The 26,569-nt window shown below is 57.1% G+C and carries 20 protein-coding genes and 3 pseudogenes; 11 read left to right on the plus strand and 12 right to left on the minus strand.

Translation table 11 applies throughout. The features are described 5' to 3' along the window. Positions 1 to 223, plus strand: a pseudogene (locus C8K44_RS28100) (Lrp/AsnC ligand binding domain-containing protein); the annotation flags it as partial. 606 nt (positions 224 to 829) lie between these two features. Here C8K44_RS28100 and C8K44_RS27405 read toward each other — a convergent pair. After that, positions 830 to 1,147: a DUF6522 family protein gene (locus C8K44_RS27405; RefSeq protein WP_146204015.1), complete on the minus strand. Its 318-nt coding sequence runs from the start codon at positions 1,145 to 1,147 to the stop codon at positions 830 to 832. Between the two features lie 97 nt (positions 1,148 to 1,244). Between C8K44_RS27405 and C8K44_RS25955 the strand changes: the two genes are divergently transcribed. Beyond that, positions 1,245 to 1,709, plus strand: a complete 465-nt coding sequence (locus C8K44_RS25955; protein ID WP_109578651.1) for a group III truncated hemoglobin — start codon at positions 1,245 to 1,247, stop codon at positions 1,707 to 1,709. 47 nt (positions 1,710 to 1,756) lie between these two features. Then, complete coding sequence (locus C8K44_RS25960; protein ID WP_109578652.1) at positions 1,757 to 2,188, plus strand: Rrf2 family transcriptional regulator; 432 nt, start codon at positions 1,757 to 1,759, stop codon at positions 2,186 to 2,188. A 1,138-nt stretch (positions 2,189 to 3,326) separates the two neighbouring features. On the opposite strand, the gene C8K44_RS25965 is transcribed toward C8K44_RS25960, so the two are convergent. From C8K44_RS25965 to C8K44_RS25985, 5 genes are all read right to left on the minus strand, one after another. Further along, complete coding sequence (locus tag C8K44_RS25965) at positions 3,327 to 3,722, minus strand: nuclear transport factor 2 family protein (RefSeq protein ID WP_158282802.1); 396 nt, start codon at positions 3,720 to 3,722, stop codon at positions 3,327 to 3,329. Positions 3,723 to 3,824: 102 nt separating this feature from the next. After that, a complete protein-coding gene (locus tag C8K44_RS25970) occupies positions 3,825 to 5,303 on the minus strand; it encodes an NAD-dependent succinate-semialdehyde dehydrogenase (RefSeq protein ID WP_109578654.1) in 1,479 nt (492 codons plus the stop codon). A gap of 181 nt (positions 5,304 to 5,484) precedes the next feature. After that, a complete protein-coding gene (locus tag C8K44_RS25975; protein ID WP_109578655.1) occupies positions 5,485 to 7,239 on the minus strand; it encodes a hydantoinase B/oxoprolinase family protein in 1,755 nt (584 codons plus the stop codon). Next, positions 7,224 to 9,338, minus strand: coding sequence for a hydantoinase/oxoprolinase family protein (locus C8K44_RS25980; protein ID WP_245417643.1), 2,115 nt, complete (start codon positions 9,336 to 9,338; stop codon positions 7,224 to 7,226). Before C8K44_RS25980 ends, C8K44_RS25975 begins: the two co-directional genes overlap by 16 nt. Next, positions 9,328 to 10,143, minus strand: a complete 816-nt coding sequence (locus C8K44_RS25985; protein WP_109578656.1) for an NAD(P)-dependent oxidoreductase — start codon at positions 10,141 to 10,143, stop codon at positions 9,328 to 9,330. Before C8K44_RS25985 ends, C8K44_RS25980 begins: the two co-directional genes overlap by 11 nt. Before the next feature lie 129 nt (positions 10,144 to 10,272). Here C8K44_RS25985 and C8K44_RS25990 point away from each other — a divergent pair, with 129 nt between their 5' ends. Together C8K44_RS25990 and C8K44_RS25995 are read left to right on the plus strand one after the other, a co-directional pair. Further along, the gene (locus C8K44_RS25990) at positions 10,273 to 10,740 is read left to right on the plus strand and encodes an Lrp/AsnC family transcriptional regulator (protein WP_109578657.1); all 468 of its coding nucleotides are present in this window, start codon (positions 10,273 to 10,275) and stop codon (positions 10,738 to 10,740) included. 47 nt (positions 10,741 to 10,787) lie between these two features. Next, the gene (locus C8K44_RS25995) at positions 10,788 to 11,708 is read left to right on the plus strand and encodes a LysR family transcriptional regulator (RefSeq protein WP_109578658.1); all 921 of its coding nucleotides are present in this window, start codon (positions 10,788 to 10,790) and stop codon (positions 11,706 to 11,708) included. A 69-nt stretch (positions 11,709 to 11,777) separates the two neighbouring features. On the opposite strand, the pseudogene C8K44_RS26000 reads toward C8K44_RS25995, so the two are convergent. Beyond that, positions 11,778 to 12,249, minus strand: a pseudogene (locus tag C8K44_RS26000) (IS481 family transposase); the annotation flags it as partial. A 302-nt stretch (positions 12,250 to 12,551) separates the two neighbouring features. Between C8K44_RS26000 and C8K44_RS26005 the strand changes: the two are divergent. The 4 genes from C8K44_RS26005 to C8K44_RS26020 all read left to right on the plus strand — a co-directional run bounded on the left by C8K44_RS26005 (position 12,552) and on the right by C8K44_RS26020 (position 17,313). Further along, complete coding sequence (locus C8K44_RS26005; RefSeq protein WP_109578659.1) at positions 12,552 to 13,622, plus strand: threonine aldolase family protein; 1,071 nt, start codon at positions 12,552 to 12,554, stop codon at positions 13,620 to 13,622. A 116-nt stretch (positions 13,623 to 13,738) separates the two neighbouring features. After that, positions 13,739 to 14,776, plus strand: a complete 1,038-nt coding sequence (locus C8K44_RS26010) for an amino acid ABC transporter substrate-binding protein (RefSeq protein WP_109578667.1) — start codon at positions 13,739 to 13,741, stop codon at positions 14,774 to 14,776. A 52-nt stretch (positions 14,777 to 14,828) separates the two neighbouring features. Beyond that, entirely contained in the window at positions 14,829 to 16,013 is a 1,185-nt protein-coding gene (locus C8K44_RS26015) for an amino acid ABC transporter permease (RefSeq protein ID WP_109578660.1), read from the plus strand. 10 nt (positions 16,014 to 16,023) lie between these two features. Beyond that, positions 16,024 to 17,313: an amino acid ABC transporter permease gene (locus C8K44_RS26020; protein ID WP_245417646.1), complete on the plus strand. Its 1,290-nt coding sequence runs from the start codon at positions 16,024 to 16,026 to the stop codon at positions 17,311 to 17,313. Positions 17,314 to 18,663: 1,350 nt separating this feature from the next. On the opposite strand, the gene C8K44_RS26025 is transcribed toward C8K44_RS26020, so the two are convergent. Together C8K44_RS26025 and C8K44_RS26030 are read right to left on the minus strand one after the other, a co-directional pair. Continuing rightward, positions 18,664 to 19,779 (minus strand): branched-chain amino acid ABC transporter substrate-binding protein, encoded by a 1,116-nt coding sequence (locus C8K44_RS26025; protein WP_109578669.1) that lies wholly within the window; start codon positions 19,777 to 19,779, stop codon positions 18,664 to 18,666. 141 nt (positions 19,780 to 19,920) lie between these two features. Beyond that, entirely contained in the window at positions 19,921 to 20,991 is a 1,071-nt protein-coding gene (locus tag C8K44_RS26030; RefSeq protein WP_109578661.1) for a threonine aldolase family protein, read from the minus strand. A 220-nt stretch (positions 20,992 to 21,211) separates the two neighbouring features. Between C8K44_RS26030 and C8K44_RS26035 the strand changes: the two genes are divergently transcribed. After that, the gene (locus C8K44_RS26035; protein WP_158282803.1) at positions 21,212 to 22,318 is read left to right on the plus strand and encodes an FAD-dependent oxidoreductase; all 1,107 of its coding nucleotides are present in this window, start codon (positions 21,212 to 21,214) and stop codon (positions 22,316 to 22,318) included. 90 nt (positions 22,319 to 22,408) lie between these two features. Here C8K44_RS26035 and C8K44_RS26040 read toward each other — a convergent pair whose 3' ends face one another. The 3 genes from C8K44_RS26040 to C8K44_RS26050 are packed head-to-tail and all read right to left on the minus strand — an operon-like array spanning position 22,409 to position 25,316. Continuing rightward, entirely contained in the window at positions 22,409 to 23,707 is a 1,299-nt protein-coding gene (locus C8K44_RS26040; RefSeq protein WP_109578663.1) for a TRAP transporter large permease subunit, read from the minus strand. A gap of 2 nt (positions 23,708 to 23,709) precedes the next feature. Continuing rightward, positions 23,710 to 24,276 (minus strand): TRAP transporter small permease, encoded by a 567-nt coding sequence (locus tag C8K44_RS26045; RefSeq protein WP_109578664.1) that lies wholly within the window; start codon positions 24,274 to 24,276, stop codon positions 23,710 to 23,712. Between the two features lie 44 nt (positions 24,277 to 24,320). After that, entirely contained in the window at positions 24,321 to 25,316 is a 996-nt protein-coding gene (locus C8K44_RS26050) for a TRAP transporter substrate-binding protein (RefSeq protein WP_158282804.1), read from the minus strand. A 482-nt stretch (positions 25,317 to 25,798) separates the two neighbouring features. Here C8K44_RS26050 and C8K44_RS26055 point away from each other — a divergent pair. Further along, positions 25,799 to 26,478 (plus strand): annotated as a pseudogene (locus C8K44_RS26055) (IS5 family transposase). Positions 26,479 to 26,569: the final 91 nt, after the last annotated feature.

Here is a 26,569-nt window from a genome sequence, read left to right on the forward strand (position 1 = left end):
TGACGGTGATCTCGGCACTTTCGGGGATGACGTTGGACGCCGTCCCGCCGTGAATGGTTCCCACCGTCACCACAGCCGTTTCCGTCGGATTGACGACCTTTCGGCCTATGAGATCTTTCTCAAGACCAAGCTTACGCGGTTGGAGGGCGTGGCCTCGATCGAGACCAGTTTTGCGCTTGGACAGACGAAGCGCTCCGAGGTTCTGCCACTATCGCAGCTTTGATACAGAACCGTCTGTGAAGACCAATCACCACCAGAGGACACAGGTCATAGCAACCGGACGTTATGCACAATGATCGCGACTGCCTGAGGTGCCCAATTCGTCGGAGGCGATCAGTCCCGGTTCCCGCTGCGCGGCGCCATGCTGAACCTCCTTAGGTCACCTATTTAACCGAGCGAAATGGCCGCGAATTTGCTCCGACATCGCCCGGCATTGTCGTCCCGTCGGGCGTGCCGATGTCTGTGCTTTATGCGCTGCTTTTTAAATTAGCTGACGTTCCAATTCCCGGCAGACGCACAGGCGAGAGGCGATCGCGCGGTTGCAAGTGTACATGACTGGGCCGTTGGCGACTGGTATCCGTGGAGGGCTCGACACGGCCACGCGACGGGACACAGCCGGCGCACTTTGTCGCGCTGATCGCACCAGCCCTCCTGACTTCCGATGACGGTTCATACGAACATCATGATCACCGCATAGCCGACGGTTACCAGCACCAGACCGGCAACCAGCATCGGCACGAGCGTACTGCCTGAATCTTGATCGTTCATGATTTCATTCCTGCTTCTGAGTGAACGGCGCTTGTTGCAGCTGCGGAGGAGCGTGGTGGTCTTAGTTTGCTGCTGCCGCAGCTTGTTCCAGTTCGAAGGACTCCTCACTGACGATGCGGTTGTCGGCATCGACGATTGCACGCCAGACCGAGTTTCGATTGCGCACGGTCAGGCGCTTTAGGCCCTTGTCGCCGTCGATGCCGCACTCCACCCTACTGGTTACGAGGCCGAGGCGCATTCGTCGTTGAAGTTCGTGCTCTTCAATGGAAAGCCGCTGCGCCAGGAACCTTGGCTCCAGGACATAGTCTCCGCTCTGGTCAGGCTCGAGCTTCATCCGGTTTCCTTCATCGCGGCGACGCTGTGCGACATAAACATACATTGACAATATATGTTTTAATCTGCATCGTGAAGCCTGAACAGACATCAAAATGAACGACAAAGGGCCGCACCAGGCTCGCTGACGGCGGGAGCCCGGCATGACCGAAGACACAAAACGTGAAACAACGATCGTCATCGACGGTCGCGTGCTGCCCGGACAGCTGGATGAGCAGATAATCCGCGACGTGGTTCATGGCTTCTACGCCGAGATTCGGAGCGATGCCCTGCTCGCACCGCTGTTCAACAAGGCGATTGCGCCGCATGACTGGCCACCACACCTGACGAAAATGTGTGACTTCTGGTCATCTTTGATGCTTCGCACCGGCCGTTACGACGGCCGCCCGCTCCCACCACACCTGACCCTTCCTGGCCTGGGCGAACAGCATTTCCGGCGATGGCTTAGTCTGTTTCGCGCAACCGTCAACAATCTCTGTCCGCCGGAGATCGCGGCGCTGTTCATGGAACGGGCTTTGCGTATCGCGCATTCCTTCCGCCTTGCCCTGGCCCACAATCGCGGTGAAAGCACCTTGACCGTAGAGCCGATCACGGCCGAAAGCCTGTAAGCTGCCGGACAATCGGCAAGCAGGCACGCGGTGAAGGTTGGATCGAAATGAGACTGACGAATTTTTCCGACTACACGCTCAGAATGCTTATGTTTGCGGCGTCGGCGGGGGATCAGCTGTTCACCATCGAAGAGACAGCGCGCGCCTTCGGTGTGTCGAAAACGCATCTCAACAAGGTGGCCAACACGCTGACACGCGCTGGCTATCTTGTCGCGGTTCGCGGCAGGTCTGGTGGGTTGAAACTCGGTCGCCGGCCAGAAGACATCCGGATCGGCGACGTCATCCGGTTGACAGAGCCGGATTTCGCACTGGTCGAGTGCTTCGCTACCGGGAACCAGTGCACAATCACACGGTGCTGCAAACTTTCCACCATGCTGCACGACGCGCTGTTGTCGTTCCAGGGCACCCTTGATCGGTACACGCTCGCCGACATCGCGCTGAAGTCCACCGATTTCCTGGGGAACACATCCCGCGCCTAGCGACGTGCCGACATGGGCAGTGCCAGTGATGGCGGAGCCCGGTGTTGGCCGTTGCGACCGGCGGCGGTACGCCCGATTTTTCGCTGCACGCCGAGCACGAGACCGACGGCGACCTGCACTACCCTCACTGCATTTAGCCCGGGGAGGATTTGTGACCGGGCGGTGTCTACGTGAGGATCAGCCCTGCAGGAGGCCATTTGTCCCTAGACTTTCGGGCGCCTCCCGCCTATTCGCACAGTTCGTTCAGGGGGGGCGGGGGACCACTGAGGGAGGCAAATGAGGAAAGCCGTAGTCAATTCACCTGCTCGTGTAAGCACTGACCCCTTCTATTCCTCTGACTGTCGCCTCGCATTAGAGCCGTCGATCCAAGGCTTGATGGACATGGTCATAAAGGCAGGTTGGACCCCGAACGAAGTTTCCTACACGATCATGATGCTGGGCGTTCAAAAGCTCGAGCTTTGTTCCACCGATGAGCAACATCGACTGGACGCCCACTAACGTCACGCGACACCATAAATGGTCATTCCAAGCAAATAGACCGAGCGCACTTCTTTCCCCGGCAGGCTGCTCGCGCCTTTAGGCCGTGCGAGCAGAGCCAGGCTCGAGCCTCGGCACCTTGCAGTGAAGTCCGCACGACTTGCTGGTGATCGTGATATCTGCTTTGCTGTCATTTGACCTCGGGGGAACCATGAAATGGCACCAGGCAAGATTGTCTGCCCGATTTGTAGAAATGGGGCCAAGAAGGGGCCCGCTGCGACCGGTGACTATTTGGCTGTCGACTGCACTTCGTGCGGACGCTTTCAAGCTTCCGAATCCTTTCGAGAATCCGCCAAAGCCCAATCAATAGCAGCTCGACGGCACGCGCTTGAGCTGGCGAGGTTGAGGGCACCGTACGGGGCGATGCCTCACGTAACCACTTACGACATCGCATAGCAGGCGCAGTTTGCAGACCCCTCGCCGGTTTGAGCGCTCAACTGGCGCTGTGGGAACCGTTTGGGCGACCAAGGGGCCGACAACGGACTGTCGGGTATCGGAGCAAGAATTAAAGAAGCTGTCATTAGAACAACGATCGGATGGTCCACTGGACAGACGACCGCGTCACTTCTCGGCACACGTGCGGTGGCTCGGGCTTTCCACGCTACTTGTTCAGAGCGGTGGTGTGAAACACCTTTGAGACAATGAACCATGCTCCATCAATCTTCATGTAGGTAAGCTGATCAGTGAAATGGTTGCCGCCAATCGTAACCCCAACTTTGACGACCGCCTGGCAATCGGCCGCAAAGTCTATTGCCAAGATGGAGCCGCTGCGCATCGCGCCAAGCGATGCCGGCGATGGCCGGTGTCTGAGCATCTCGTGGTATTGCGAAGAGGTCCAGATTATCACTTTCCCGTCTCGAAAACCGTGCAACAGCGCCGTTTCATAAAAGACCTGAGAAAAATTCGTAACGTCACACGTATGCAGCAAATCGAAATAACACTCCACCGCAACCTGCAGGCTCCGGCTGTTATTTCCTTCGTTTTCAAAAATACTCAAGATAAATTCCTTTATTTCAGTATAAATATAAACTAACTAACCCCGCAAACTACCCATCATCTCTGAGATGAGTACTTACGATCGTCGGAAGGGGGTATGAACTCACGCCGTTATTCCGCCGATGGACGCATATTTGAGCTCCGTGAATTCGAGGATGCCGTGATGGGAGCCCTCGCGCGAATTACCACTTTCCTTGATGCCACCGAACGGGGCGAGTTCGGTCGACAGAAGACCGGCATTAATGCCAACCATGCCGTATTCGAGCTTTTCCATGACGCGAAAGATGCGAGAAAGATCACTGCTGTAAAAATAGGCAGCAAGGCCGCTCTCGGTGTCGTTGGCCGCCGCAATTGCGTCCTTTTCGTTCTCAAACCTGAACACAGGGGCAACAGGGCCGAACGTTTCTTGGCGGGCGAGTATCATGTCCGAAGAAGCGCCGGATATTACCGTCGGCTCAAAGAACGTGCCGCCCATTGGATGTCGTTTGCCGCCCACGACAACCGACGCGCCTTTGGAGACCGCATCAGCCAAATGTGCTTCGACCTTCAGGATGGCCTCCTCAGAGATCAGCGGCCCTTGCGTTGTACCTTCCGCGAAGCCGTCCCCAATCTGTAATTCCGAGACACGTCGCGACAATTTCTCAATGAAGGCGTCATGCACCGACGCCTGCACATAGAAGCGGTTGGCACAGATGCACGTCTGACCCATGTTCCGGAATTTTGAAAGCATGGCTCCCTCAACGGCGGCGTCGAGATCTGCGTCGTCGAACACAATAAAGGGCGCATTGCCTCCAAGTTCGAGCGCAACCTTCTTTACCGAATGCGAGGCCTGGCGCATCAAAAGCTTGCCTACCTCGGTCGAACCAGTGAAACTGACCAGCCGTACCTTCGGATGCGACGTTAGGACGGCGCCGATCGCCCGAGCATCGCCGGTAATGATATTGACGACACCGGCCGGGAACCCGGCGCGGCCTGCAAGCTCAGCAAGAGCAAGCGCTGTGAGCGGGGTCTCGGGTGCGGGCTTCAGCACAATTGTGCAGCCCGCGGCGAGTGCCGGTGCGATCTTGCGGGTAATCATGGCAGCGGGAAAATTCCAAGGCGTAATGGCCGCGACGACGCCGATTGGCTGGCGAAGCGCTATGTTGCGAACGCCATGTCGGTGCGGCGGAATGACCTCGCCAGAGATGCGCTTGGCCTCCTCGGCATAGTATTCGATATAAGAGGCTGCGTAGTCGATCTCGCCCAACGCCTCGGAAACAGGTTTGCCTTGCTCGCTGGTCAAGATTGCGGCCAGATCCTCTTTGGCAGAGACAACAAGTTCAAACCAGTGGCGCAGCGCGATGCTACGCTGCTTTGGAGTCTGGGCCGCCCACGCCTCAAAGGCGGCCGCAGCCGCTTCGACGGCCTCGGTGGCTTCATCGGCTCCGAAATCCGGCACACTGCCTATGACCTCTCCAGTCGAAGGATTGGTCACCGGTGCATTGCCGACACCCACAAAGCTACCATTTAAATAGGCTTGTGATTTTAACAGCCTCGTATCACTTATCTGACGCACTGTTCTTGTCCATTTCAGGAGATACATTCGCCCTGGTAAGGCCCAGGGTGGCCATCACGGGAGGCTCGACGTGCAGAGTGCGTTTCTAATCGCACCCCGGGACTTCCCCCAGCGCCTATGAGCCGCGAAGGCTCAGCGGTCGCGAAGCCACCCTGCCTCGGCTCGCGCGGATCGAACGAGCATGCACCTCGACGCCCGTTGCTGATCCTTAGCTGCTTGCTAAGGCCGAGCGAGTATTGCGCAGGGTTTGCGTTGCCTGTTCATCAATCACCCCGTCGGAAGTGCAAACGACGCCATACGCCTTTGCTGAGCTGGACGAGAGGAGACCTGACCTGAGTTCCTCCCGAATAAGCCCTAGATCGCGCGTGAACGGATCCCCGAAGCCTCCACCGCCCGGATGCTCGATGATCACTCGCTCGCCAGGGGCCAGCTTGTGAAGCCCCTTCCCGGCAAGAACCGAGCCACTACCAGTGTAAAGTGCGCCATTGCGGCCATTTTCTCCGCCATCCCGACCGCGCGGCGGGTGGACGATCCGGTCGAACATCGCCGAGAGACTGAGGGGCGCGGCGCCGAGCGAGGCTACTTCGACGACCTGGGCATATCCGCCGCGCTGTTTGCCCGCCCCGGCCGAGTCGGGAAGCAACTCCTTGCGCCAGAAAACGATCGGTGCGGCGGCTTCCGCCGCCTCAATTGGGATGCTCTTGAGCCCTGCCGGGAACCCGGTGGTCGAGAGACCGTCGCGCATCATTTGAGCGCCCATGCCGCCATTGCTGAACATCAGGATTTCCCATGTTCGAGCGGCTCCGAAATGATCGCTGGCGCCACGGAACTGCTGGTTCCAGCCCAGCGAGCCCTCCGCTGGCACGTGTTCTGGCATGACAGCCTGCAGGCATCCAAAGACGGCGTCGGGCAGGATGTAGCCCAGTATGTGCCGTGCGGCCACCGGCGCCGGTCGCATCGCATTGAGAATGCAGCCCTCGGGCGCGCCGACGGTAATTGGCGCGAGGGAGCCCCAGTTGTTGGGTATGCCCTTGCCTATCAGGCATCTGACGCCGAATGTCGAATAGGCCTGAGTATAGTTGAGCACGACGTTGATGCCGTAGGCGCTTTGCGGCGAGGTGCCGTCAAAGTCGAGGTGTATCTGGTCTCCCGCGATCGTGAGGGAGACTGCGATAATAATCGGTGAATCGTAGCCATCCAGTGTAACGGTGTTGCGATAGACACCATCCGGCAGCGCGGCGATTTCCGCTCTGACGGCCGCTTCGGAGGTAGCGAGGATGTAGTTGGCAAGCTCCTCGATGGTGTCCAGATTGAACTCCTCCATCATCGCCACCAGCGCGCCCGCACCCGCCTCCCCGGCCGCCACCGCCGAATAGACGTCGCCCTCGCATTGCACCGGCTCACGGCTGTTTGCCCGGATGATCTTGAGCAAATCCTCATTCATTTCACCGCGGCGGGCGATCGGCATGATGGGTATTGCAAGTCCTTCTTCAAAGACCTGCCGCGCCTCTGTTCCCATGCCGCGTCCACCGACATCGGGCAGATGGATGGTCGAGGCAAATAGGCCGACGATCTGGTTATCGAAAAAGGCAGGCGTCACCACCGTGATGTCGAAAAGATGCCCCGACGCCAGCCAAGGATCGTTGGTGATGTACGCGTCCCCCTGCGCCATAGTTCCGATCGGATAGGCCTTGATGAAATGGCGAACAGCTACGGCCATCGAATTGACGTGGCCTGGCGTTCCTGTGACAGCCTGGGCGATCATTCGGCCGTGCGTATCGAAAATGCCTGCCGACAGGTCTCCCGCTTCGCGGGTGCTGGTACTGAAAGACGAGCGGATAAGCGTCTGGGCCTGTTGCTCGACGACAGCAATCAAACGGTTCCACATGACCTGGCGTTGCACACTTCCCAGAGGGTCGTTCTGCGCCAGCTGAGTGGTGCTGTTTCCTACTTGACGTGACATTCCAGAACTCCAGCTCGGTTGAGAAAGGCGCGGAATTTGTTGGTGATGAACAGTGTGGTCTCGGCCTCCACGACCAGGGCCGGTCCCTCCATGGTGCGCCCCACCTCAAGATCGTCGCGACGAAAAACAGGCAACTCGATAGACGCGTTGCGTTCGGCATCGAAATGCAAAACGACGTGGCTTGGCGTCGCTTGCCCCACAGGCAGCTGCTCCGGGACTGGTGACGGCAAATGCACTGAGCTCGAAATTCGCAACCCAAGGGACATCATCTCGGGAACCGCGTTAGGAACAACGCGAGAGTACAGGCCCCGGTAGCGACGTTCGAATTCTGCGGCGATGGCGGCGATATCCGCTTCGGTCAGGTGATTGACCGGAAGTGGAACGACGATCTCGTGGCCTTGGCCGGCATAGCGCATCATCGCCCAGCGGAGCTCGTTTGGCGCGGTTACGCCGGGGACGGCGAGCACGACGTTGCCTGCTTCCTCCGCCATCTCCGAAAAAAGTGCATTAAGGCGCTCTGCTTTCACGTCCTGGAGGCGACCGTAGCTTGACCGAGCCACTTCATAGGAGATCGGCGCACGCAGGAAGCCAACGGCTGAACCGACGCCTGCGCTAGGCGGGATGAGCACGCGCTTGATCCCCAGCTTTCCTGCTACGCTACAAGCATGAAGAGGGCCGCCACCGCCATAGGCGATCATCGTGTAATCACCGATGTTGCGCCCGCTCTCAACACCATGGACACGAGCAGCACTCGCCATATTCTCGTCGACGATTTCGGTGATGGCATAAGCCGACATGCCGGCTTCAAGCTTTAGTGGCCTGCCTATGTTTCCTTCGATTGCCTGTTCAGCGCTGGCAATGTCGAGCGCCAACGACCCTGCCGCGAAATAGACCGGATCAAGACGGCCGAGCACCGCATTGGCATCGGTCACCGCAGGTCTGGTTCCGCCTAGGCCGTAGCACACCGGACCGGGCTCGGAGCCGGCGCTTTCAGGTCCCACCCTCACGCGGCCGAGATCATCGACAGCTGCGATAGAGCCGCCGCCGGCGCCGATTTCCACCATCTCAATAACCGGAATACGCAGCGGCAGCCCCGAGCCCTTAGCATATCGGTAAACGCGTGCGACCTCGAACTCCCGAGAAGTGTTCGCCACAAAATCGTCAACAAAACAGATCTTCGCAGTCGTCCCGCCCATGTCGAAGCTGAGGCAGCGCGAGACGCCGTTCTGGGAGGCCACATCGGTTGCAAAGATAGCACCGCCGGCGGGTCCAGACTCCACAAGCCGAACAGGGAAAAGGGCTGCCGTCTCCACCGGTACCAGACCGCCAGTGGATAGCATCAAAAGCAGCGGGCAACGATAACCGAGCTGGCGCAGCTCCTTTTCTAGCTCCTTAAGGTAGCGTGACATCAGCGGCTGCACATATGCATTGGCGCAGGTCGTCGAAAAGCGCTCATACTCCCGCATTTCGGGGGAGACCTCCGATGACAGCGAGACAATGACACCCGGGAGAATTTCCGCCAGGATCTCACGGGTGCGGCGCTCATGCGCCGGATTGGCATAGGCGTGAAGATAGCCGACGGCGACCGCCTCGATCCTTGCCTCGCGCAACTGCTCCGCGGTGCGGCGTACAGCCGCCTCATCCAGCGGCAGGAGCACGTCGCCCAGAATGCTAATACGTTCGGGAATAGGCATGCGCCATTGCCGTGGCACGAGCGGTTCGGGCAGTCGGATGCCGAGATCATATTGCTCGTAGCGGTACTCGGTCCGCATCTCGAGCACATCGCGAAAACCTTGGGTCGTCAGGAATGCGGTGCGGGCGCCGCGCCGTTCGATGAGTGCGTTAGTCGCCAAGGTGGTGCCGTGAACAATCAGTCCAAGGTCGGAAGGACACATGCCCGCTTCGCGCACCAAGCGCTCAACACCTTCGATAACCGCTTGTTGGGGGGCGAGGTGCGTTGTCAAAATCTTCGTACTGTGACGCCTCGCACCAAACTCGAGCACAACGTCTGTAAAGGTTCCGCCGATGTCGACCCCGAGACGGGCCAATCCCTGCCCGGTATCATCGCGGCCGAGCGGCGTTGCAGCATCATTTGACACGTTCGAAATCTCCAGTGAACCCCAGCCCGCAATAGGCGCCGCCGGCAAAGAGGCTGGTTGCTGTCTTCAATTCGGGATCAAATCCTATGGAGCGCAGAAACACCTCTGCGTCGTTGCTTGGTTGAAAGTTGATCGCCGCCGGGGGGGGGTCTTTGACGACCGTTCTCGTGTTTGCGGACACGCCGTAGGCAATCGCAAACGAGAACGGGTCAGCTTCTATGCAGGCCCTGAAAAGCTTGACGCAGTCGGAAGGGCTCAGCCATGTCGCCAACTGGCGCTGGTCCTCAGGCGCCGGCTCAAACGAGGCTATGCGTAAGCAGGCAACCGAGATGCCAAACTTGTCGGCGTAGAGGCTTCCAAGCGCTTCTCCAAAGGCCTTAGTGACACCGTAATAACCACTCGGCCTGATCCGGCTGCCCTGGCTGACGCCCGTCTCGAGACGGTGGAAACCAACAGCCTGGATCGAACTCGCATAAATAATACGGCTGACCTTGGCGCGACGCGCCGCTTCGAAGAGCTGGTATGCTCCCATAATGTTTGGCTCGACGAGTTCCTCGAACGGTCGTTCTTCAGGGACGGCGGCCAGATGGATGACACAGTCGATGTCCTTCATCGCGGCGTCGAGCGCGGCGCTGTCCGAAAGCTCTCCAGCTATGCTCTGGGTGTTTGGATGTGACGTTCTAATCGCGACCCGGTCGAACAGGCGGAGAAGCGGAAAATGCCCCTCGTACGCTTCAGACAGCGTTCGCCCGATCCGACCAGCTGCGCCGGTGATTAGCAGCCTTTTTTGCAATACCTCACCCATCTGTGCCCTCCATTGTCATTTTGAACAGTATATGCGTACGATCGTTTCGAGGCGTCGTTTTCAGTCAGGCAGCGCAATGGATCGTCGGATATCAGCAAAAAATGCACAAAAATTGCAGGACGTCTTGAAATGGACCTAGACAAGCTCGATCGTAAGCTCTTGAATGAACTGCAAATCAACGCTGACCGAACCAATGCGGAGTTGGGCGAGGTTGTAGGATTGTCGCCAGCTTCGGTATTGCGCCGCATCAAGAAGCTGCGTGACGAGGGGATCGTCGAGCGGATTGTGGCACTGGTCGCGCCGGAGGCATCCGAACAAAGCCTGATCGCTATCTCGGAGATCTCCCTAAAACGACATGGCACCGACGAACGCGACCGCTTCCTGAAGCAGATGAGCGCGCAGCCGGCGGTGGCGCAATGCTATCTGGTAACGGGAGATACCGATGTGGTGACCATTGCCAGCTTCGCCAACATGGCGGCGTTCGATAGCTTTGTCGAACGCTGCCTCGCCTCCGACCGGAGCGTTGAGCAGGTGAGAACGCACTTCGTTATGCGCCGCGTCAAATTCCTGCCGCAGGTTTCTTTCACGGAAGCGTAGCGGGGCTCGCGGATGTCGCGGACTATCGACAAACGTGATGGTGACACATGCGTCTGAACGTTAGGCTCATTGAATGTTTCAGAGCGGTCATGACAGTCGGAACGGTCACCGCCGCGGCGGAAATGCTTCACACTTCCCAGCCGGCCGTAAGCAGGTCAATTCAGCAGCTTGAATCCGCACTCGGATTGCGCCTTTTCGACCGGACCAAGGGGCGCTTCGTTCCCACTGCCTATGCGATAGCGTTATTCGAAGAGGTGAAGAAGACCTTTCTTGGCGTAGAGCACATTGCGCGCGTTGCATCGAATCTGAAGACGTTTCAAAGCGGCAATATCAGCATTGTGTGCTCGCCAGTATTTTCCCAGGGTTTCATTGCGGATGTCGCCAGTCGATTTTTGGAAAGACACCCCTCCGTCAGCCTCAGCATAGATACCCAATTGGCGTCCACGATAGCCGAAGGGCTGATCGCGCAGCGCTTTGACATTGGCATTGTTGCCTATCCATTGTCCCTTCCGGCACTCGAATGGAGCACATTCGCAGAACCCAACGAGGTATTTATTCTCCCGCCATATCACCCTCTCGCAAATCGGGAGATAATCAATCCCGAAGATTTGCGAGAAAGCCGCTTCGTGTCTCTTGGTGGAAATGACGTTTATCGTCAGCGCCTGGATCGGGTATTTGAAGACGCTGGCGTGCATCGCCGGCTGATCATCGAAACGCCCACCTCTGCGTCCGTCTGTTCACTCGTGCTGAAAGGTGCCGGTGTTGGCCTCGTCAATCCGTTTACTGCACTGGAATTCGCTCCACGAGGTCTCGTAATGCGTCGCTTCGCCAGGAACCTGCCGTTCACGACGACGCTTCTCCGCGCCAAGCATCGCCCCAGTTCGCCTTTGGTCGATCTGTTTGTACGGCAGTTGGCGGCCACACGAGACGAGTATCTGGCGGCAGCAGAAGCTGCCGTCCTCAACTAGATGTTTTAGTCCCAGAGCGGACTGGATGTGAACCGGTGGGGCTGGGAAGCCCAGCCGTAGCGGGAACTGCCGGCAGACGGCGACGAACATCTGCAGCTTGCCCTGTTCGGTGCGCACCTCGGCGATGTCAATGTGGAAGTAGCCGATCGGGTTGCTCCTGAACTTCTTCTTCGCCGGCCTGTCGCCCTCGACATCGGGCAGCCGGCCGATGCCGCGACGCCGCAGGTATCGGTACATTGACGAACGCGTCAGATGCGAGAGCGCCGGCCGCAGCGCATAGAGACAGTCATCGAGCGGGCAGCAGCGCGTAGCGCCGGAAGACGATTATGACCGCCTCCTCCTCGGATGAGAGCACCGTCGACCGCGCTTCCTTCAGGCCGGTCGGCAGATCGGCAATCGAAGTCCGCTCCCGCCATGTAGCGACGGTTTTCTGGTTGATTCCGTAACGTTTGGCCAGCGCCCTCAGGCTCTCTTGACTAAGCTGTACCGCTCGGCGGATCGCCTCTGTTGTCGTGGCGCTCCCGTGAAGAACCTGGACCACAACGCACCCTTCGATTCGGACGACATGCCCCATCAAAGCCTGGACAGGAAGTCGCTTTATAGTCGGCGAGGGTTTTGCAACCAATTGGCGGGTGCTGATTCATGACCAAAGCTGAAAATTCCCGCGGCGAAATACCGAGCAGAACTCGTGCTGACCCATATCAGAATCGCATGATCGATGCTCGCTTGTGTATTGGAAACAAGCAGATCAGCGTGATTACTCTTTGCAAACTTGTCGTCATGCGTTTCGTGCATCGGCCGAAAGCATTCAAATCGTAATATGAATTCTGTCAGGAAAGCTTGATGTCAGCCCCCAATTTCATTGATCTGTATAGCGATACCAGGACCCAACCTACTGAGGACATGAAACATTTCATGATGTCCGCGAAAGTCGGCGATGAACAGAAAGATGAAGACCCCACCACGCGCCTTCTGTGCGACCGCGTGGCTGACCTACTTGGCAAGGAAGCTGCGGTATTTTTACCCTCGGGCACGATGTGCAACGAGATCGCGCTGGCAATTCACTGTCGCCCTGGCGACGAAGTGCTCTGTGATCGCTCATCCCATATCATCAACTTCGAGGCCGGCGGCCCGGCCGCTTTAGCGGGAGCCATGGTTCGAGCCATCGATGGCAAACGCGGGATTTTTTCTGCTGCGGACTTGGCCGAAGCCATCCGACCGGAGAGCAGAACCGCACCGCGGACTCGTCTTGTCAGTATTGAACAGACCGCCAATTTGGGAGGAGGAGCGGTATGGCCTCTCGCCACTATTCGTGAGGTTATGGCCGTGGCACGAAAATCCCAACTTGCTGGACACCTTGACGGAGCACGTCTCCTCAATGCTGTGGTTGCAAGTGGTGTATCTGCGCGAGCCTACGCGGAACCGTTCGATTCAGCCTGGATCGATCTTACCAAGGGCCTAGGCGGGCCGGTGGGCGCGGTTCTTACTGGTTCTAAAGACTTCATACATGAGGCTTGGCGGTTGAAGCAGCGCTGGGGCGGCGCCATGCGTCAGTCTGGAATCCTAGCAGCGGCGGGAGTCTATGCGCTCGACCATCACGTCGACCGTTTGGCGGACGATCACCTCAACGCCCAGCTCTTGGCACGTGGTCTTGCACGACTGCCAGGTATCTCCATCAGTCCGGAGAATGTTGAGACGAACATTGTGTTCTTTGACATTGATGTAGCCGGCCTGTCGGCTCCGGATTTTGTAGTCGCCATGAAGGAGCGAGGCGTCGTGTTGTGGGCCTCAGGGACGAAGACTGTCCGTGCTGTGACCCACCTTCACATCACTAGCGGCCATATCGAGGCCGCCGTGGCCGTGGTCGAAGATGTTCTCCGCAAAAAGGAGAGCGTTCAATCGCCAGCGAACTAGTCTTCTCCGCCCCTCACATCCAGGCATGAGCCGCCTTAACCGAACACCATTCTATTGGAATGGTGATGACTAAGGTATTCGCAATTTACAAAATTATGAATTTGGAGGACGCTAAAATGAAAGTGAGAATTATACTTCAGTTGCTAAGCATCGTTGTTGGAGCAGCCGCTGCAGTGCCAGCAAACGCAGGCACGCTCGATGTCGTGAAAGCTAAGGGGTTTATCCAGTGTGGAGTTGCCCCTGGGCTCATTGGTTTTGCGTTTCCTGACGGGACGAACAACTGGTCCGGCCTGGAAGTGGATTTCTGCCGTGCCTTGGCATCCGCCATTTTCAACGACCCCCAGAAGGTAAAATTTATACCGTTGTCCGCAAAAGAGCGTTTCACTGCGCTGCAATCGGGTGAAGTCGACCTTCTGTCACGCAGCACAACCTGGACCATGAGCCGCGACACGGCTCTTGGACTAAGGTTCGCCGGTACCTTTTATTATGACGGTCAGGGCCTGATGGTGAAGAAGTCGTTAGGAGTCGACAGCGCTCTGAAGCTCGATGGTGCAACCGTCTGTACACTGACAGGCACGACCAACGAACTTAATATTTCCGACTACTTCAAGGCAAACAGTATGAAGTATCAGGTTGTCGCCTTCGAGAAGGATGCCGAGGCCCGTAAAGCCTACGACGAAGAACGCTGCGACGTTCTGACGAACGATCAGTCGAGCCTCTACGCCGCGCGGCTGCAATTTCAGAATCCCGACGAATCCTTGGTTCTGCCAGAGATCATCTCTAAAGAACCATTGGGTCCCGTAGTTCGACAAGGGGATGACGGCTGGTTCGACGTTGTGAAATGGACTTACTTCGCGTTGCTCAACGCTGAAGAGTTGGGTGTCACTTCGAAAAACGTCGAGGAGATGAGATCCACGAATAATCCTGAAATCCTGCGTCTGTTGGGCACTAAAAATGCCGACGGATCGGCAGCCGGCTTCGGCACTGGAATTGGCCTTTCCGAGGACTGGGTCGTCCAGATCCTTAGGAATGTCGGTAACTACGGAGAAATCTTCGAACGCAATGTCGGCCTAGACACGCCACTGAAGATTGCGCGCGGCAAGAACGCACTGTGGAAGGACGGCGGTCTGCAGTACGCGCCTCCCATCCGCTGATCGTAGACGCAATTCCGTTTCGAGCCGCAACATAATCATCGAGGACGATCAGGTGACTGTCGATGTCGAACCCCGCGGTCGCTTTAGCAAGTTTTCGTGGGCTAACCCAAAATTTCGTTCGTTCGTAGTCCAAGCGGCGCTTCTCCTGCTCTTGTTGCTGTCGTTTCTTGAGATTTGGCGCAACACCCTATCCAATCTCGAGAGCCGGAACATTGCTTCGGGGTTCGATTTCCTCTCCAAGAGCGCCGGGTTCGATATCGTCCAGTCGCTCATTCCTTTCACTAGCGACTCGAGCTACGGCAGGGCCATCGCCGCTGGATTTCTCAATACTATTTTGGTTGCCAGCCTTGGAATCATCGCGGCCACAGTGATCGGCTTCACCGTGGGCATTATGCGGTTGTCAAAGAACTGGCTGGCTTCACGGGTCGCCGCTTTCTACATCGAATTCTTCAGGAACATCCCGCTCCTGCTTCAAATATTCATCTTCTACACGGTTGTCCTAAAAGGATTGCCCAGTGCAAAGCAGGCATTCCACTTCGGCAACACAGCATTTCTTAGTAATCGTGGCCTCGTGTTTCCGCAGCCGCTGTTCGGAGAAGGCGCTTGGCTCGGGATTGCTGGCCTGGCGGTAGCTCTCTTGGCGGCTTGGGCGCTACTCGGCTGGGCCAATGCCCGGCAGGCGCGTACCGGCAGAGCAATACCGGTCTCTGTCATCAGCCTGGGACTTATCGTGACGCTACCGCTTGGGGGGCTCGCAATAGGTGGATTTCCCGTGATGTGGGATTTCCCTGAACTGAAAGGGTTCAATTTTGCCGGTGGCGTCACGGTCATACCTGAGTTCCTTGCACTGTTCGGCGCCCTTGCTGTCTATGGCGGCGCATTCATCGCCGAAACAGTGCGGTCGGGTGTCCAGGCGGTCAGCCCGGGCCAAATCGAGGCTGCGCGGTCACTTGGACTTCACCAAGGCTCAACCCTCCGCTTGGTGGTCATCCCGCAAGCAATGCGCGTGGTCATTCCGCCACTCGCCGGCCACTACCTCAATCTAACCAAGAATTCCACGCTCGCCGTTGCGATCGGTTATCCGGACCTTGTTGCCCTCGGAGGGACGGTTCTCAACCAGACGAACCAGGCGGTCGAGATCGTGGGCATATGGATGATCATCTACCTCACCCTCAGCTTGGTGACATCGGCCTTCATGAACTGGTTCAACTCTCGCATGAGAATGGTGGAAAGATAATTTCGTGGTGATTGACGCAGCAACAGAAGGCTACGTGCGTCTCGAAGACGCGCCGGCGCTCCCTCCTCCAAGCAACACCGTTGGATTCCGAGGGTGGCTTCTAAAGAACCTGTTTTCGTCGGTCTGGGATAGTCTTTTGACTTTGGTCTTCGGCTTGTTCATCCTTTGGGCCCTCTTGAACATGGTGAATTGGGCGGTGATCAACGCCACCTGGACCGGCGAAAATCGCGATGCGTGTATTTGGGAGGGCGCGGGGGCATGCTGGCCGTTCGTTGTCGCCAAGTTCCCTCAGTGGATCTACGGCTTCTATCCGGGCGACCAACGCTGGCGGATCAGTGTCTGCCTCATAGTCGGCGCGATAGCATTGGCTGCGATGCTGGTTCCTGCCGTCCCATTCAAGAAATGGAACGCGATTTTTCTGCTTTTTTTCTATCCGCAGCTGACCATCGTTCTATTGAGCGGTGGCAATTTCAGCTTCGACGCGACAACTTACGCCGCGATAATTTTTCTTATTATCGTCTCTATTGCTGCCCGACAGCTATCCGATCACGTTGCGATTCCGATATCGTGCGGCTGGGGTATTGTGTTTGCAGCAATGCTGGTGGTGATGCTGACGCTTGACTTCGATTTTGGCCTGGCGCCAGTGGAGACGAGGCAGTGGGGCGGCTTGACTCTGACATTGGTCATTTCGGTTTCCGGCATTGTCGCATCGCTGCCGCTTGGCATCTTGTTGGCACTCGGCCGCCAGTCGAACATGCCTGTTGTCAGGCACATCTCAGTCATCTTCATCGAGTTTTGGCGTGGTGTCCCGCTGATTACCGTGCTGTTCATGTCGAGCGTTATGCTGCCACTTTTCCTCCCCGAAGATGTGAGTTTCGATAAACTGCTCCGCGCGATGATTGGGACTATAATCGTCTCGTCCGCCTATATGGCAGAGGTGGTGCGCGGAGGATTACAAGCAATTCCCAAAGGGCAATTTGAGGCCGCGCGGGCACTAGGACTGTCTTATTGGCAGATGGTGGGGAAGATCATTTTGCCGCAAGCACTCAGGATATCCACGCCTAATATCGTGAGTATCTTTATTGGCTTGTTCAAAGATACAACCCTCGTGTCGATTATCGGCCTGTTTGATTTGCTCGGGATTGTGGAGGCAGGCTTTGCTGATCCGGAATGGGCATCACCTAACTCAAGCTCAACCGGCTACTTTTCCGCAGCGGTGATATTCTGGATCGTCTGCATCGCCATGTCGCGATATTCGATCTACATCGAGCGCCGACTTGCAACTGGATACAAGAGATAATTCACGTTCAATCCGCAGTAGCTGCAGGCATTGACAGGACAATCTAGCGGTTTAGGTTTTGACGGAAGCACAGCCGACCCTTTTTGAGTGTAGTTTGCGCAGCCTGTCGCCATACTCGCGGACTTCCAACCCAATGCCGCTGAGAAGGCGGCGACAAGAACCATCGACCAACCCCCGGGCGGTCGCCACAGTGCCTTTCGGCGATCACCGCCGAGGAAAGCCAACACTATTTTCGAGGTCGCGGGATATGACCCAAACTCATTCAAATCTGCTTGAGTGCTTGATCTTGGCGAAGGCCAGTTTGATCGGTGGCCATGCAGGGCAAAGTCATTGGCTCGGGATCGGCTTGGCACAACGCACGACGCTCAACGCTTAGCCTCGGTCGTTCGGTCTCGAGCGGCGGAATTGTGATCGCGAAGGACGCGCAAGCTCCAGCTGTGGTTGAATCAGTTCATGAAGGGGGGATCGCGATCAGTCACCGGAGCGAATGGGGAACCCCGATGCTCCGATCCACGCTTTCCATACGGAGCTTGCGGAACTCGCCTACGAGGATACATCGCGAAAATTGCTTTCAGCAATCCAGGGTATTGGCCCAGTGAAGGCGGCCGTCTGCGCTGTAACAACACGCTCACGAAGACCGTTCGAGAGGGCTCGCGTAATCCGGGCTGGTCTCCAACCCGTCACCATCTTGTTTCACAAAATCACCGTCAAGCGGGATCACGATCCGAACCAGACAAGCAATGAACCGCTCTATCTAGGAACTCGACCGGCTGGGATGATCAGAATGTCCCGCGCAGCAACGTCAATGAACACTGAGTCTATTGAGTGTTCAGCCGGCGTGGCGTTGGAAGCAAAAAAGGCGCACCCTGCTATTTGTCAATACTGTCACGTGGATTGGAACTTAGGGATCGCCCGGCTTTGCATTTCGGGAGGGTTGAGGGGCTCTCCCTGGATGGTCCTCGGTACACTCGCAGAAGATACAGCAGGCGATGGACCAAACTGAGGTTTGTCATTGAAGGGGCGGCCCGCACGGATCTTCGGAAGGCTCTCTGGCTTGCCGAGCCAAGGATCTCATTATCGCCGCTGCGCATTCCGATCATCCCAGGCTGCTCCTTTCCACGTGACAGATTTGGCTGGGTATACACTGGCTTTGCCGGCGTCGTCATATGTCGCGAGTTTCACGAGACGCCTACCGCAGGCCAAAATGGGACGCTTGCCGCACCTCGGTAGCCACTAGCCAAGCACTAGTAGACCAGTGGCTCAGCCGGGGAGCGCTGGTCATCGGTGGCATGGCCCCGACCGGCCAGATACGCCGGGCGGGTCTCACGTATGCTTCAGCAATCGGCAAGCTCAGTTTTCGACATAGGTGAGCTTTCCGGTAGCGTCTCTGGTCCACTTGTAGACCAGATAGTCCGGGCGCGTGATGTCACCCTTGCTGTCATAACTAATGTCGCCGATCACGGTCTTGAAGGTTGCACCCGAGCGCATGAATTCAGCCATCTTCATAGGGTCGAGAGACCCAACGGCCTCGGCAGCCTGTTTGAATATCTCGACCGCCGCGTAGCTGTAGAGCGTGAACGCTTCGGGTTTGAAGTTCCGCTTTTCGAATTGCTTGAGTACCGCAGCTGCCTCCGGGCGCTTTTGAGGATCCGGCGGAAAGGTCATTAACGTGCCTTCGACGGCTGGGCCACCGATTGCGGCAAACTCTTCACTGGCAAGGCCGTCACCTGACATCATTACCGTCTTAAGGCCCTGATCCTGCATCTGCCGCGCGATAAGCCCTGCCTCGGTATACATACCGCCCCAATACAGAACATCTGCACCTGTTGCCTTGATCTTCGAAACCAGGGCCGCAAAATCCTTCTCGCCGGGGTTCAATCCTTCATAGAGAACCTCGGTCAGTCCGGCCGCATCCAACCCCTTCCTGGTCTCGTCGGCGAGGCCTTGGCCATAGGGGGTCTTGTCATGGGCTATCGCAATCTTCTTACCCTTGAAAGCGTTGGCGATGTAGGCGGCTGCAATAGCACCCTGCTGGTCATCGCGACCGCATGTTCTGAAGGCATTCCACAGCTCACGCTCGGTAATTTGAGGGTTGGTGGCCGCAGGCGTTATGAAGACAACGCCACTCTCAGCATAGACATCCGACGCCGGCAACGTCACGCCCGAACTGAAATGACCGATCACGTGTTTTACGCCGTCACCGACAAACTTGTTGGCGACGGATAGGCCTTGCTTGGGATCGGAAACGTCATCGCCAATCGAGATGGTGATGTGCTGCCCTAGAATCCCGCCGGCCGCATTGATATCCTCGACAGCCTGTTCGACCCCGTTCTTCAGCTGGTCGCCCATTGAGGCGTTGGCTCCCGTGATCGGGCCGCCCACGCCAAGCACGACTTGCGCGCCTGCCACTTCCGGTATTGCGATAAGAGCTAGGCCAGCGATTCCGGTTAAGATCAGTTTCTTCAGTAATTTTCTCACGTGCGGTTGAGTATCCATTAGAACCACTCCCTTGGTTGAATGAACAGTCTTGATCGGCGCCTTTGCTCGAACCTGAAGCTCGATATTCGTCAGGACATATATTGTGAGTCAGCCAACCTGTTGCGGAGTTTATATTTTGATGCGTTCGGCCACCTGGCCCTCGCCGCGCAGAAGTTCGCGAGCTACCTGGGCGACGGCTTTCGCGGCCGCGATGATCATGGCCTTGTCGACGCCAATATGCGTAACCGCGCGAACAAGGTTTAAACCGGACGGGCCCATCTTTACCCCATGGCTACTGAGCCGGCTCACAAACTCAGCAGCCGTGACGCCAGTTTCGGATATGTCGAAGTAGACGATATTGGTCTCGACAGTATGTGCTTTTATGGCGATGCCACTGGTTTGCTCGAGAAGACGTGCAAGCGATGCGGCGTTTGCGTGGTCATCAGCCAAACGTTCGAGATTGTGGTCAAGCGCATAGAGACCGGCAGCCGCAATAAATCCCGATTGCCGCATGGCGCCGCCGAACTGCTGTTTGATCCGCCAAGCCTTTTCTATGAACTCATCGCTGCCAACCATCACGGCGCCGAGCGGCGCGCCAAGACCCTTGCTGAGATCGAGCCAGACGGAATCAAAGCCCTTGGCAATTTCGCTCAACGGCAAGTTCAAGGCGGTGGAGGCGTTGGCGACGCGAGCGCCGTCCATATGCAATTTCAACCCATGCCGCCTTCCGACAGAGACAATCTCTTGAAGTTGGTCGGGTTGCCAGACAGCCCCGCAGGGAAAGCCGGCGGTTTGCTCTACGGAAATCAATTTCGCTTTTGGGGCGTATCGGCTCATCGGCCGTATTGCAGCTTCCAATTGGGCCGCGCAAAACATACCCCGGTCGCCGTCTAGCGCGCGAACCATCACACCACTCAAAGCAGCCGGCCCCCCTGCCTCCGCCCGCACGATATGTGACGCGCTACTCGTGATGACTTCGTCGCCTGGCTCGCAATGAACCCGGACCGCGATCTGATTGCACATTGTTCCTGACGGAAGAAGCAGCGCCGCAGGTTTCTGAAACATATCGGCCACCCGGGTGCACAGTTCGATCGTGGTTGGGTCCTCACCGTATTGTTCGTCACCGACAACGGCCTCTTCCATAGCCCGTCGCATGCCTGGTGACGGCTGGCTTTTCGTGTCGCTCACCAAGTCGATCATTTTTCTGCATCCCGTTCAGCGGCGATCACATAGCCCGCGGGCCGACCCGACCACCTTTTCCGTCTTTAAGTCTTATGATATGTTTGTCTGATGAATGTCAATCAGTACGTTTCACTCACTGACAATCCCATCCGTGATCCCACACTCCCGAGGGGCAATTTGTCAGATGAAATGTCTTTTTAGAGTCCTGCCGTAGCAAATTCCGAAGGAGTTCAGTGACGTGAAAGTAACGATTGTTGGTGCGGGAATTGCCGGTTTGGCGACTGCATGGGCTTTGCGATCGCGCGGCCACCAGGTTAATGTGTTCGATCAGGGGCCGATACCCAACCCGATGGCATCGTCGCATGATGAACAGCGCTACCATCGTTTCGCTTACGGCCGAATGTCCGGTTACTCCAGCCTGGCGCTTGAGGCAGGGGCTGCCTGGAAGCGCGTCTGGGAGGCACTAAACCGGGACCTCTACATCGAAACGGGCGTTTTATATCTGTCTTCCAAGGAGGATGAAGATATCTTGCGGTCGGTTGATTTTGCCGAACACAATGGGCTGGACACCGAGCAAATACCCCAGCAACTGCTGAAGACCAGATATCCGCACTTTTCTATCGCCGAGGACGCTCGCGCCTTTCTGTTTCGTCAGTCCGGCATTCTACTGGCGGAAAGGATACTCGTGTCGCTTGCAGATTGGCTCAGAGAAAGCGGCGCCGTACTCCATCCGCATGCCAAGGTCGTCTCTGTCGATCATCATGATGGGACCATCGAGACGTTAAGTGGACGGTTCCAGGCAGACGCCATTGTCATTGCGGCGGGGCCTTGGACGCCGAGCCTGGTGCCGGGTTCCGAGGTGCTGCAGCCTGCGCGTCAGATATCGCTTTTTGCGACAGGGCCTGCTCGATTGGCCGAGGCTTGGAGGCGCTCCCCTGCCCTCGCGGATCTTACCGTGTCCGGAAACTTCTATGCGACGCCCCCACTCCGCGGCACCCGCATCAAACTCGTGACGGACCTGCCCTTTTACGGCAACTGTCCCGATGACGATCGGCATGTCAGCAAGTCAGAAATCGAAGCCGTTGCCGCCCTTGCCGCCGGATCGCTTGCAGATTTCAAGGATTACCAGATCGTCGGTGCCCGCTCCTGCTATTACACGAACACGTCCGACCGCAGCTTTTTCGTCCGGCGGATCGAGCGCTCGTGGGCCGTGTCGGCCTGTTCCGGCCATGGCTTCAAGTTCGGTGCCCTCGCCGGTCTGGCCATGGCCGATGCTGTCGAGGGAAAGATGAACGAAGCCGACACGCGAACAAAACTTGAAGCCCGCATCTCCGCGCCCGAATAGACAGGTCGCACCTAAGACCCCATGCGTGTCGCCGGTGTTGATGTTACAGGCGCGGGTCTCTGCATCGCAGACGCCCGAGCCTCGCTGTCTTTATCCTCTCATGCTTGCTGGCAGCACTGAAACGATCCCAGGAAAGTACCAGATCAACAGAACCCCGATGCAGAGAAGGAAGAAAAAAGGGAACGTTGCCATCGTTACCCTGGCGATGTTCTTCCCGGTCAAACTCTGAAGGACGTAGAGATTGAAACCGACAGGTGGCGTAATCTGAGCCATCTCGACGACGAGGACGATATAAATGCCAAACCAGAGCAGATCGATGCCCTGCGCGCGAGCCATCGGCAGGACTACAGGCGCCGTCAACACCAGCATGGATATCCCATCAAGGAAGCAGCCCAGAATTACGAACAGCATTGTCATCGCGATGATGAACTGGCCTTGGCTCAGAGCAAAGCCGTCGACCCAAGCGGCTAGTGTTTGAGGAAGCCCCGTAAAGCCCATCGCTACCGTGACAAACGCAGCTCCGCTCAACAGGAAGCCGATCATGCAGCTTGTTCTGACTGTAGCTAAGAGACTGTCGATGAGCATATCGCGAGCCAAAGTGCGTGTGGCTATCGCTAGGCCAAGTGCACCCACGATACCCAGTGCTGCTGCCTCGGTGGGAGTTGCTACGCCGGAATAGATGGATGCCACGACCACGGCAATCAGCAACGCGACAGGGATCAATTTTTGCGACGCCCGCAATTTCTGAACGAAAGTGAAGGATCGGTCGCTCACCGGCACGCGGCCTGGGTTAAGAAGAGCCCACCCGGCCGTGTAGGCCATAAAAAGGCCAATCACCATAGCTCCCGGAAGGAAACCTGCAAAGAACAACTCACTGATCGAAACCTGCGCGGTCACGCCATAGACAATCATCATGATCGAGGGGGGGATGAGCAGACCAAGCGTTCCGGATCCGGCAAGCGTGCCGATGGCCATTCCCTCGTCATAGCCACGCCGCTTGAGTTCGGGAATGCTGATCCGGCCGATAGTGGCGCACGTAACCGCCGATGATCCGCAGATCGCCGCCATGACGCCACAGCCCAGTATATTCACGTGCAGCAATCGTCCGGGTATTCGCTCGAGCCAGGGTGCCAACCCGTGGAACATGCTTTCGGAAAGCTTCGTGCGAAACAGGATCTCTCCCATCCACACGAAAAGAGGCATGGCGGTAAGCGCCCAGCCCCAACTCGCTTCCCAGACTGAACTGGCAAGCAACGAGCCCGCTGGCGCGCTTGTAAACAGGAACGCGACAAGCCCGGTTGCCAACATCGCGGCACCAATCCAGATGCCGGATGCTAGCAGAATGAGAAGCGTTCCAAGTACGGCGGCGGTAAGAAAGAGATCAGCCATTGTCAAGCGTTCCTCGGTTTCAGGGGTGCAGGAGCTTTCAGAATTTCCTCTACGTCGAGCGCCTCGGAGTCACGGAATTCGACGGGGCGGCCGCTCAGCACCAGAAAGAACTCATCCAGGAACGCGATAGTCAGGGCGATTAGCCCAAACGTCATGGCAAGCTGCGGCACCCACAAAGGTATTGCAGCCAGCCCGGCGCTGAGATCGCCAAACTTCCAGGAATCAAGATTCATCAAGGCTGCGTGATAACTTGCATAGGCGGTAAGCGCCGCTGCCACCGAGGTGCACCAAAGCTCCACCCACCGCTTGGCCCGCGTCGGAAGGACTCCCACCAGAAGGCCGACCCGGATGTGGGCTCCGACCTTAAGCGTGTACGCCAGCCCAAGGAAGAGGCTCGCTGCAAGGCAGAAACCGGAAATTTCAACTGCGTCGAACACGACATCTACGAACGGTAGGCGGCTTATGATCTGACCAAGGATTGCTAAAGTCATCAGCACCACGAAGATTGCTGAAATCAAGCCGCAGCATCTGTAAAATCGGTCCAGAGCGGCGCGGATGGAATCTTTCATTTGCTGCTCCTGAAAGGCAGGATTTCATTTCAAAGGAACGGAAATCACTGCTTGATTCGTGCTCGATACGCATCCAGCACCGCTACTGCTTCGGGGCTGGCTTCAGCCTTCCACGTCTCTGCCAGCTCTTGGCCGACGCTTGTAAGCCGGGCCAGGACGTCGGCAGGTGGGGCGTATGTTTTCATCCCGTTCTTTTCCAACTCGGCAATATGGCCCTGATTTGCCTCTTCGCTCTTGCGCCACGCCCGCTCGGTAAGCGAGTGGCCCGCTTCATCAACGATGGTTCTGAGGTTTTCAGGGAGGGCGTCATACGCCTCCTTGTTCACACCAAGCAGGGTCTTGGTGAAGATCGCTCCAACATAGGTGAAGTGAGACGAATTCGTCCAAGCCTGAATGTCGACACCGGTCTGGGCGCTGGTGAAAAGTCCGTCGATCATTCCGGTGGCAAATGCTTGAGGGATATCTGCAAACGGGAGGATGATGGCTGTCGCGCCAAGTTTTTGCCCCATCTCTTGCGTCACCTTAGAGTAGATTCGCAACTTCTTGCCATGCAGGTCCACCGCGCTGTGAATTTCCGCTTGCGTGAAGAAACCCTGGCCGGGGAACGGTTGGTAACCGAGGGGTTTGATGCCCGATTTCGCCATCAGCGCATCAAAATAAGGGGCCGATGTTTCCATCAATACCCAAGCCTGCTTGTAGTCTTTTGTCATGTACGGGACATTGTCTAGAATATACATCGGATCTTCGTTTCCGTAAGATCCTAGGCGTATTTCGCCCATCTGCACCTGTCCGGTCTGAACGGCTCTGCGGATATTATCCATTTTGACGAGCGACCCATTCGAATGCAGCGATATCTTCAATTCGCCGTTCGATTTCTCGTCCACTTCCTTGATGAATTCCCGAATATTCTCGGTCACATAATTGTTGTCGGGGTATCCCGAGACCATGACCCAACTCGTTGCTGCTTGCGCCGACATCGTTGTGATCATGGTCACTACGCATGCAATGCCGCAGGCGATGCGTAAATTTGCAATTCTCATTTGTTTGGCTCCCATTGATGCCTCAGGCTTCATCGAGCCCATCGGACCTGGGGAATATGCAAAGTCGCTTCGCCCCAGTCAATATGTCTGATGATAAGATCATCTCCTCACGGTCGCTGATCACTCGCGACCCTGCGGTTCGACCAGGCACTTGCTGCAGCCAAACGCCGGTGTCTCGCTACCGGCCGCACCAGCACTTGGCGACGGAAGCGGACTTTTTGCGTTGTGCTTGTACACTCCCGGAGCTGCCAGCAGCCGCGAACACGCATGAAGGGAACGAGGTGTAGGCAGATATCCGACGACTGACTTCGTCTTTGATGTGAGAGTACCTCAGTCGCCGAAGGTAGCCGTTCTCTGGCACACCTAGGGCCCAGACCCATAAAAATGTTGGCATCGCCTGAGGTTTGTGATTCACCACTTCCGAAAGGGAGGGCGTAATGAATCGGGACCATTTCTGACTCACAGAAGAGCAGTTTCGCCGTATCGAACCTCATCTTCCGACTGAAACGCGGGGCAAGGAACGCGTCGACGACCGGCGTGTGATCAATGGAATCGCAGGCGGGCGCTGGGTCGATGCGCCGCGGGACTACGGGCCGCGCAAGACGCTCTACAATCGGTATGTCGGCTGAGCGGTGGACGGATATCTTTCACGCGCTTGCCAGTGCCGGTGGTCCGCCCGAGCAGGTTCTGATCGACTTGTCCGCCGTGAAGGCGCATCGCTCGGCTTTGGGCGGTAAAAGGGAGGAGCAAAATCAGGTCATCGGGCGCTCGCGGGGCGGCCGCACGACCAAAATCCATGCCCTGACCGATCGCTATTGCCGCCCCATTGCCTTCATGCTCACCGGCGGCCAATTGCACGGCAGGAGGCGAGCTGCTGAAACGTCTGCCAGACACCCGCATCCTCCATGCCGACAGGGGTTATGATTCAGATGCGATCGGCCGCCAGGTCGAGGCCAGCGGCACGATGCCGAACATCCCACCAAAGGCCAACCGTCGCTGGAAAAACTGCCTCTCTCCGGTGCTCTATCGCGACCGAAATGCCGTCGAACGCATGTTATGCCGCCTCAAGGGCTTTTGCAGGGTCGCAACACGATACGACCGCCTTGCCGTGAACTTTCTCGCGGCAGTCTGCATCGATGCGACTGTCAGCTATTGGTTATGAGATGCCGTAACGGGGCCTGCATCGCGCACTGCCCGTTATCGCTTGCATGCTGACCGGTCAGCTGGCGACGTTCCCGTATCTGATCTTACAG

It is taken from the genome of Aminobacter sp. AP02 (assembly GCF_003148805.1).
Taxonomy (GTDB): domain Bacteria; phylum Pseudomonadota; class Alphaproteobacteria; order Rhizobiales; family Rhizobiaceae; genus Aminobacter.

What these genes read in the sequence shown, in the direction of transcription:
- C8K44_RS27405 (WP_146204015.1), bottom strand. Translation starts at nt 1,147, where the DNA reads ATGTATGTTTATGTCGCACAGCGTCGCCGCGATGAAGGAAACCGGATG.
- C8K44_RS25955 (WP_109578651.1), top strand. Translation starts at nt 1,245, where the DNA reads ATGACCGAAGACACAAAACGTGAAACAACGATCGTCATCGACGGTCGC.
- C8K44_RS25960 (WP_109578652.1), top strand. Translation starts at nt 1,757, where the DNA reads ATGAGACTGACGAATTTTTCCGACTACACGCTCAGAATGCTTATGTTT.
- C8K44_RS25970 (WP_109578654.1), bottom strand. Translation starts at nt 5,303, where the DNA reads ATGTATCTCCTGAAATGGACAAGAACAGTGCGTCAGATAAGTGATACG.
- C8K44_RS25975 (WP_109578655.1), bottom strand. Translation starts at nt 7,239, where the DNA reads ATGTCACGTCAAGTAGGAAACAGCACCACTCAGCTGGCGCAGAACGAC.
- C8K44_RS25985 (WP_109578656.1), bottom strand. Translation starts at nt 10,143, where the DNA reads ATGGGTGAGGTATTGCAAAAAAGGCTGCTAATCACCGGCGCAGCTGGT.
- C8K44_RS25990 (WP_109578657.1), top strand. Translation starts at nt 10,273, where the DNA reads ATGGACCTAGACAAGCTCGATCGTAAGCTCTTGAATGAACTGCAAATC.
- C8K44_RS25995 (WP_109578658.1), top strand. Translation starts at nt 10,788, where the DNA reads ATGCGTCTGAACGTTAGGCTCATTGAATGTTTCAGAGCGGTCATGACA.
- C8K44_RS26005 (WP_109578659.1), top strand. Translation starts at nt 12,552, where the DNA reads ATGTCAGCCCCCAATTTCATTGATCTGTATAGCGATACCAGGACCCAA.
- C8K44_RS26010 (WP_109578667.1), top strand. Translation starts at nt 13,739, where the DNA reads ATGAAAGTGAGAATTATACTTCAGTTGCTAAGCATCGTTGTTGGAGCA.
- C8K44_RS26030 (WP_109578661.1), bottom strand. Translation starts at nt 20,991, where the DNA reads ATGATCGACTTGGTGAGCGACACGAAAAGCCAGCCGTCACCAGGCATG.
- C8K44_RS26040 (WP_109578663.1), bottom strand. Translation starts at nt 23,707, where the DNA reads ATGGCTGATCTCTTTCTTACCGCCGCCGTACTTGGAACGCTTCTCATT.
- C8K44_RS26045 (WP_109578664.1), bottom strand. Translation starts at nt 24,276, where the DNA reads ATGAAAGATTCCATCCGCGCCGCTCTGGACCGATTTTACAGATGCTGC.
- C8K44_RS26050 (WP_158282804.1), bottom strand. Translation starts at nt 25,316, where the DNA reads ATGAGAATTGCAAATTTACGCATCGCCTGCGGCATTGCATGCGTAGTG.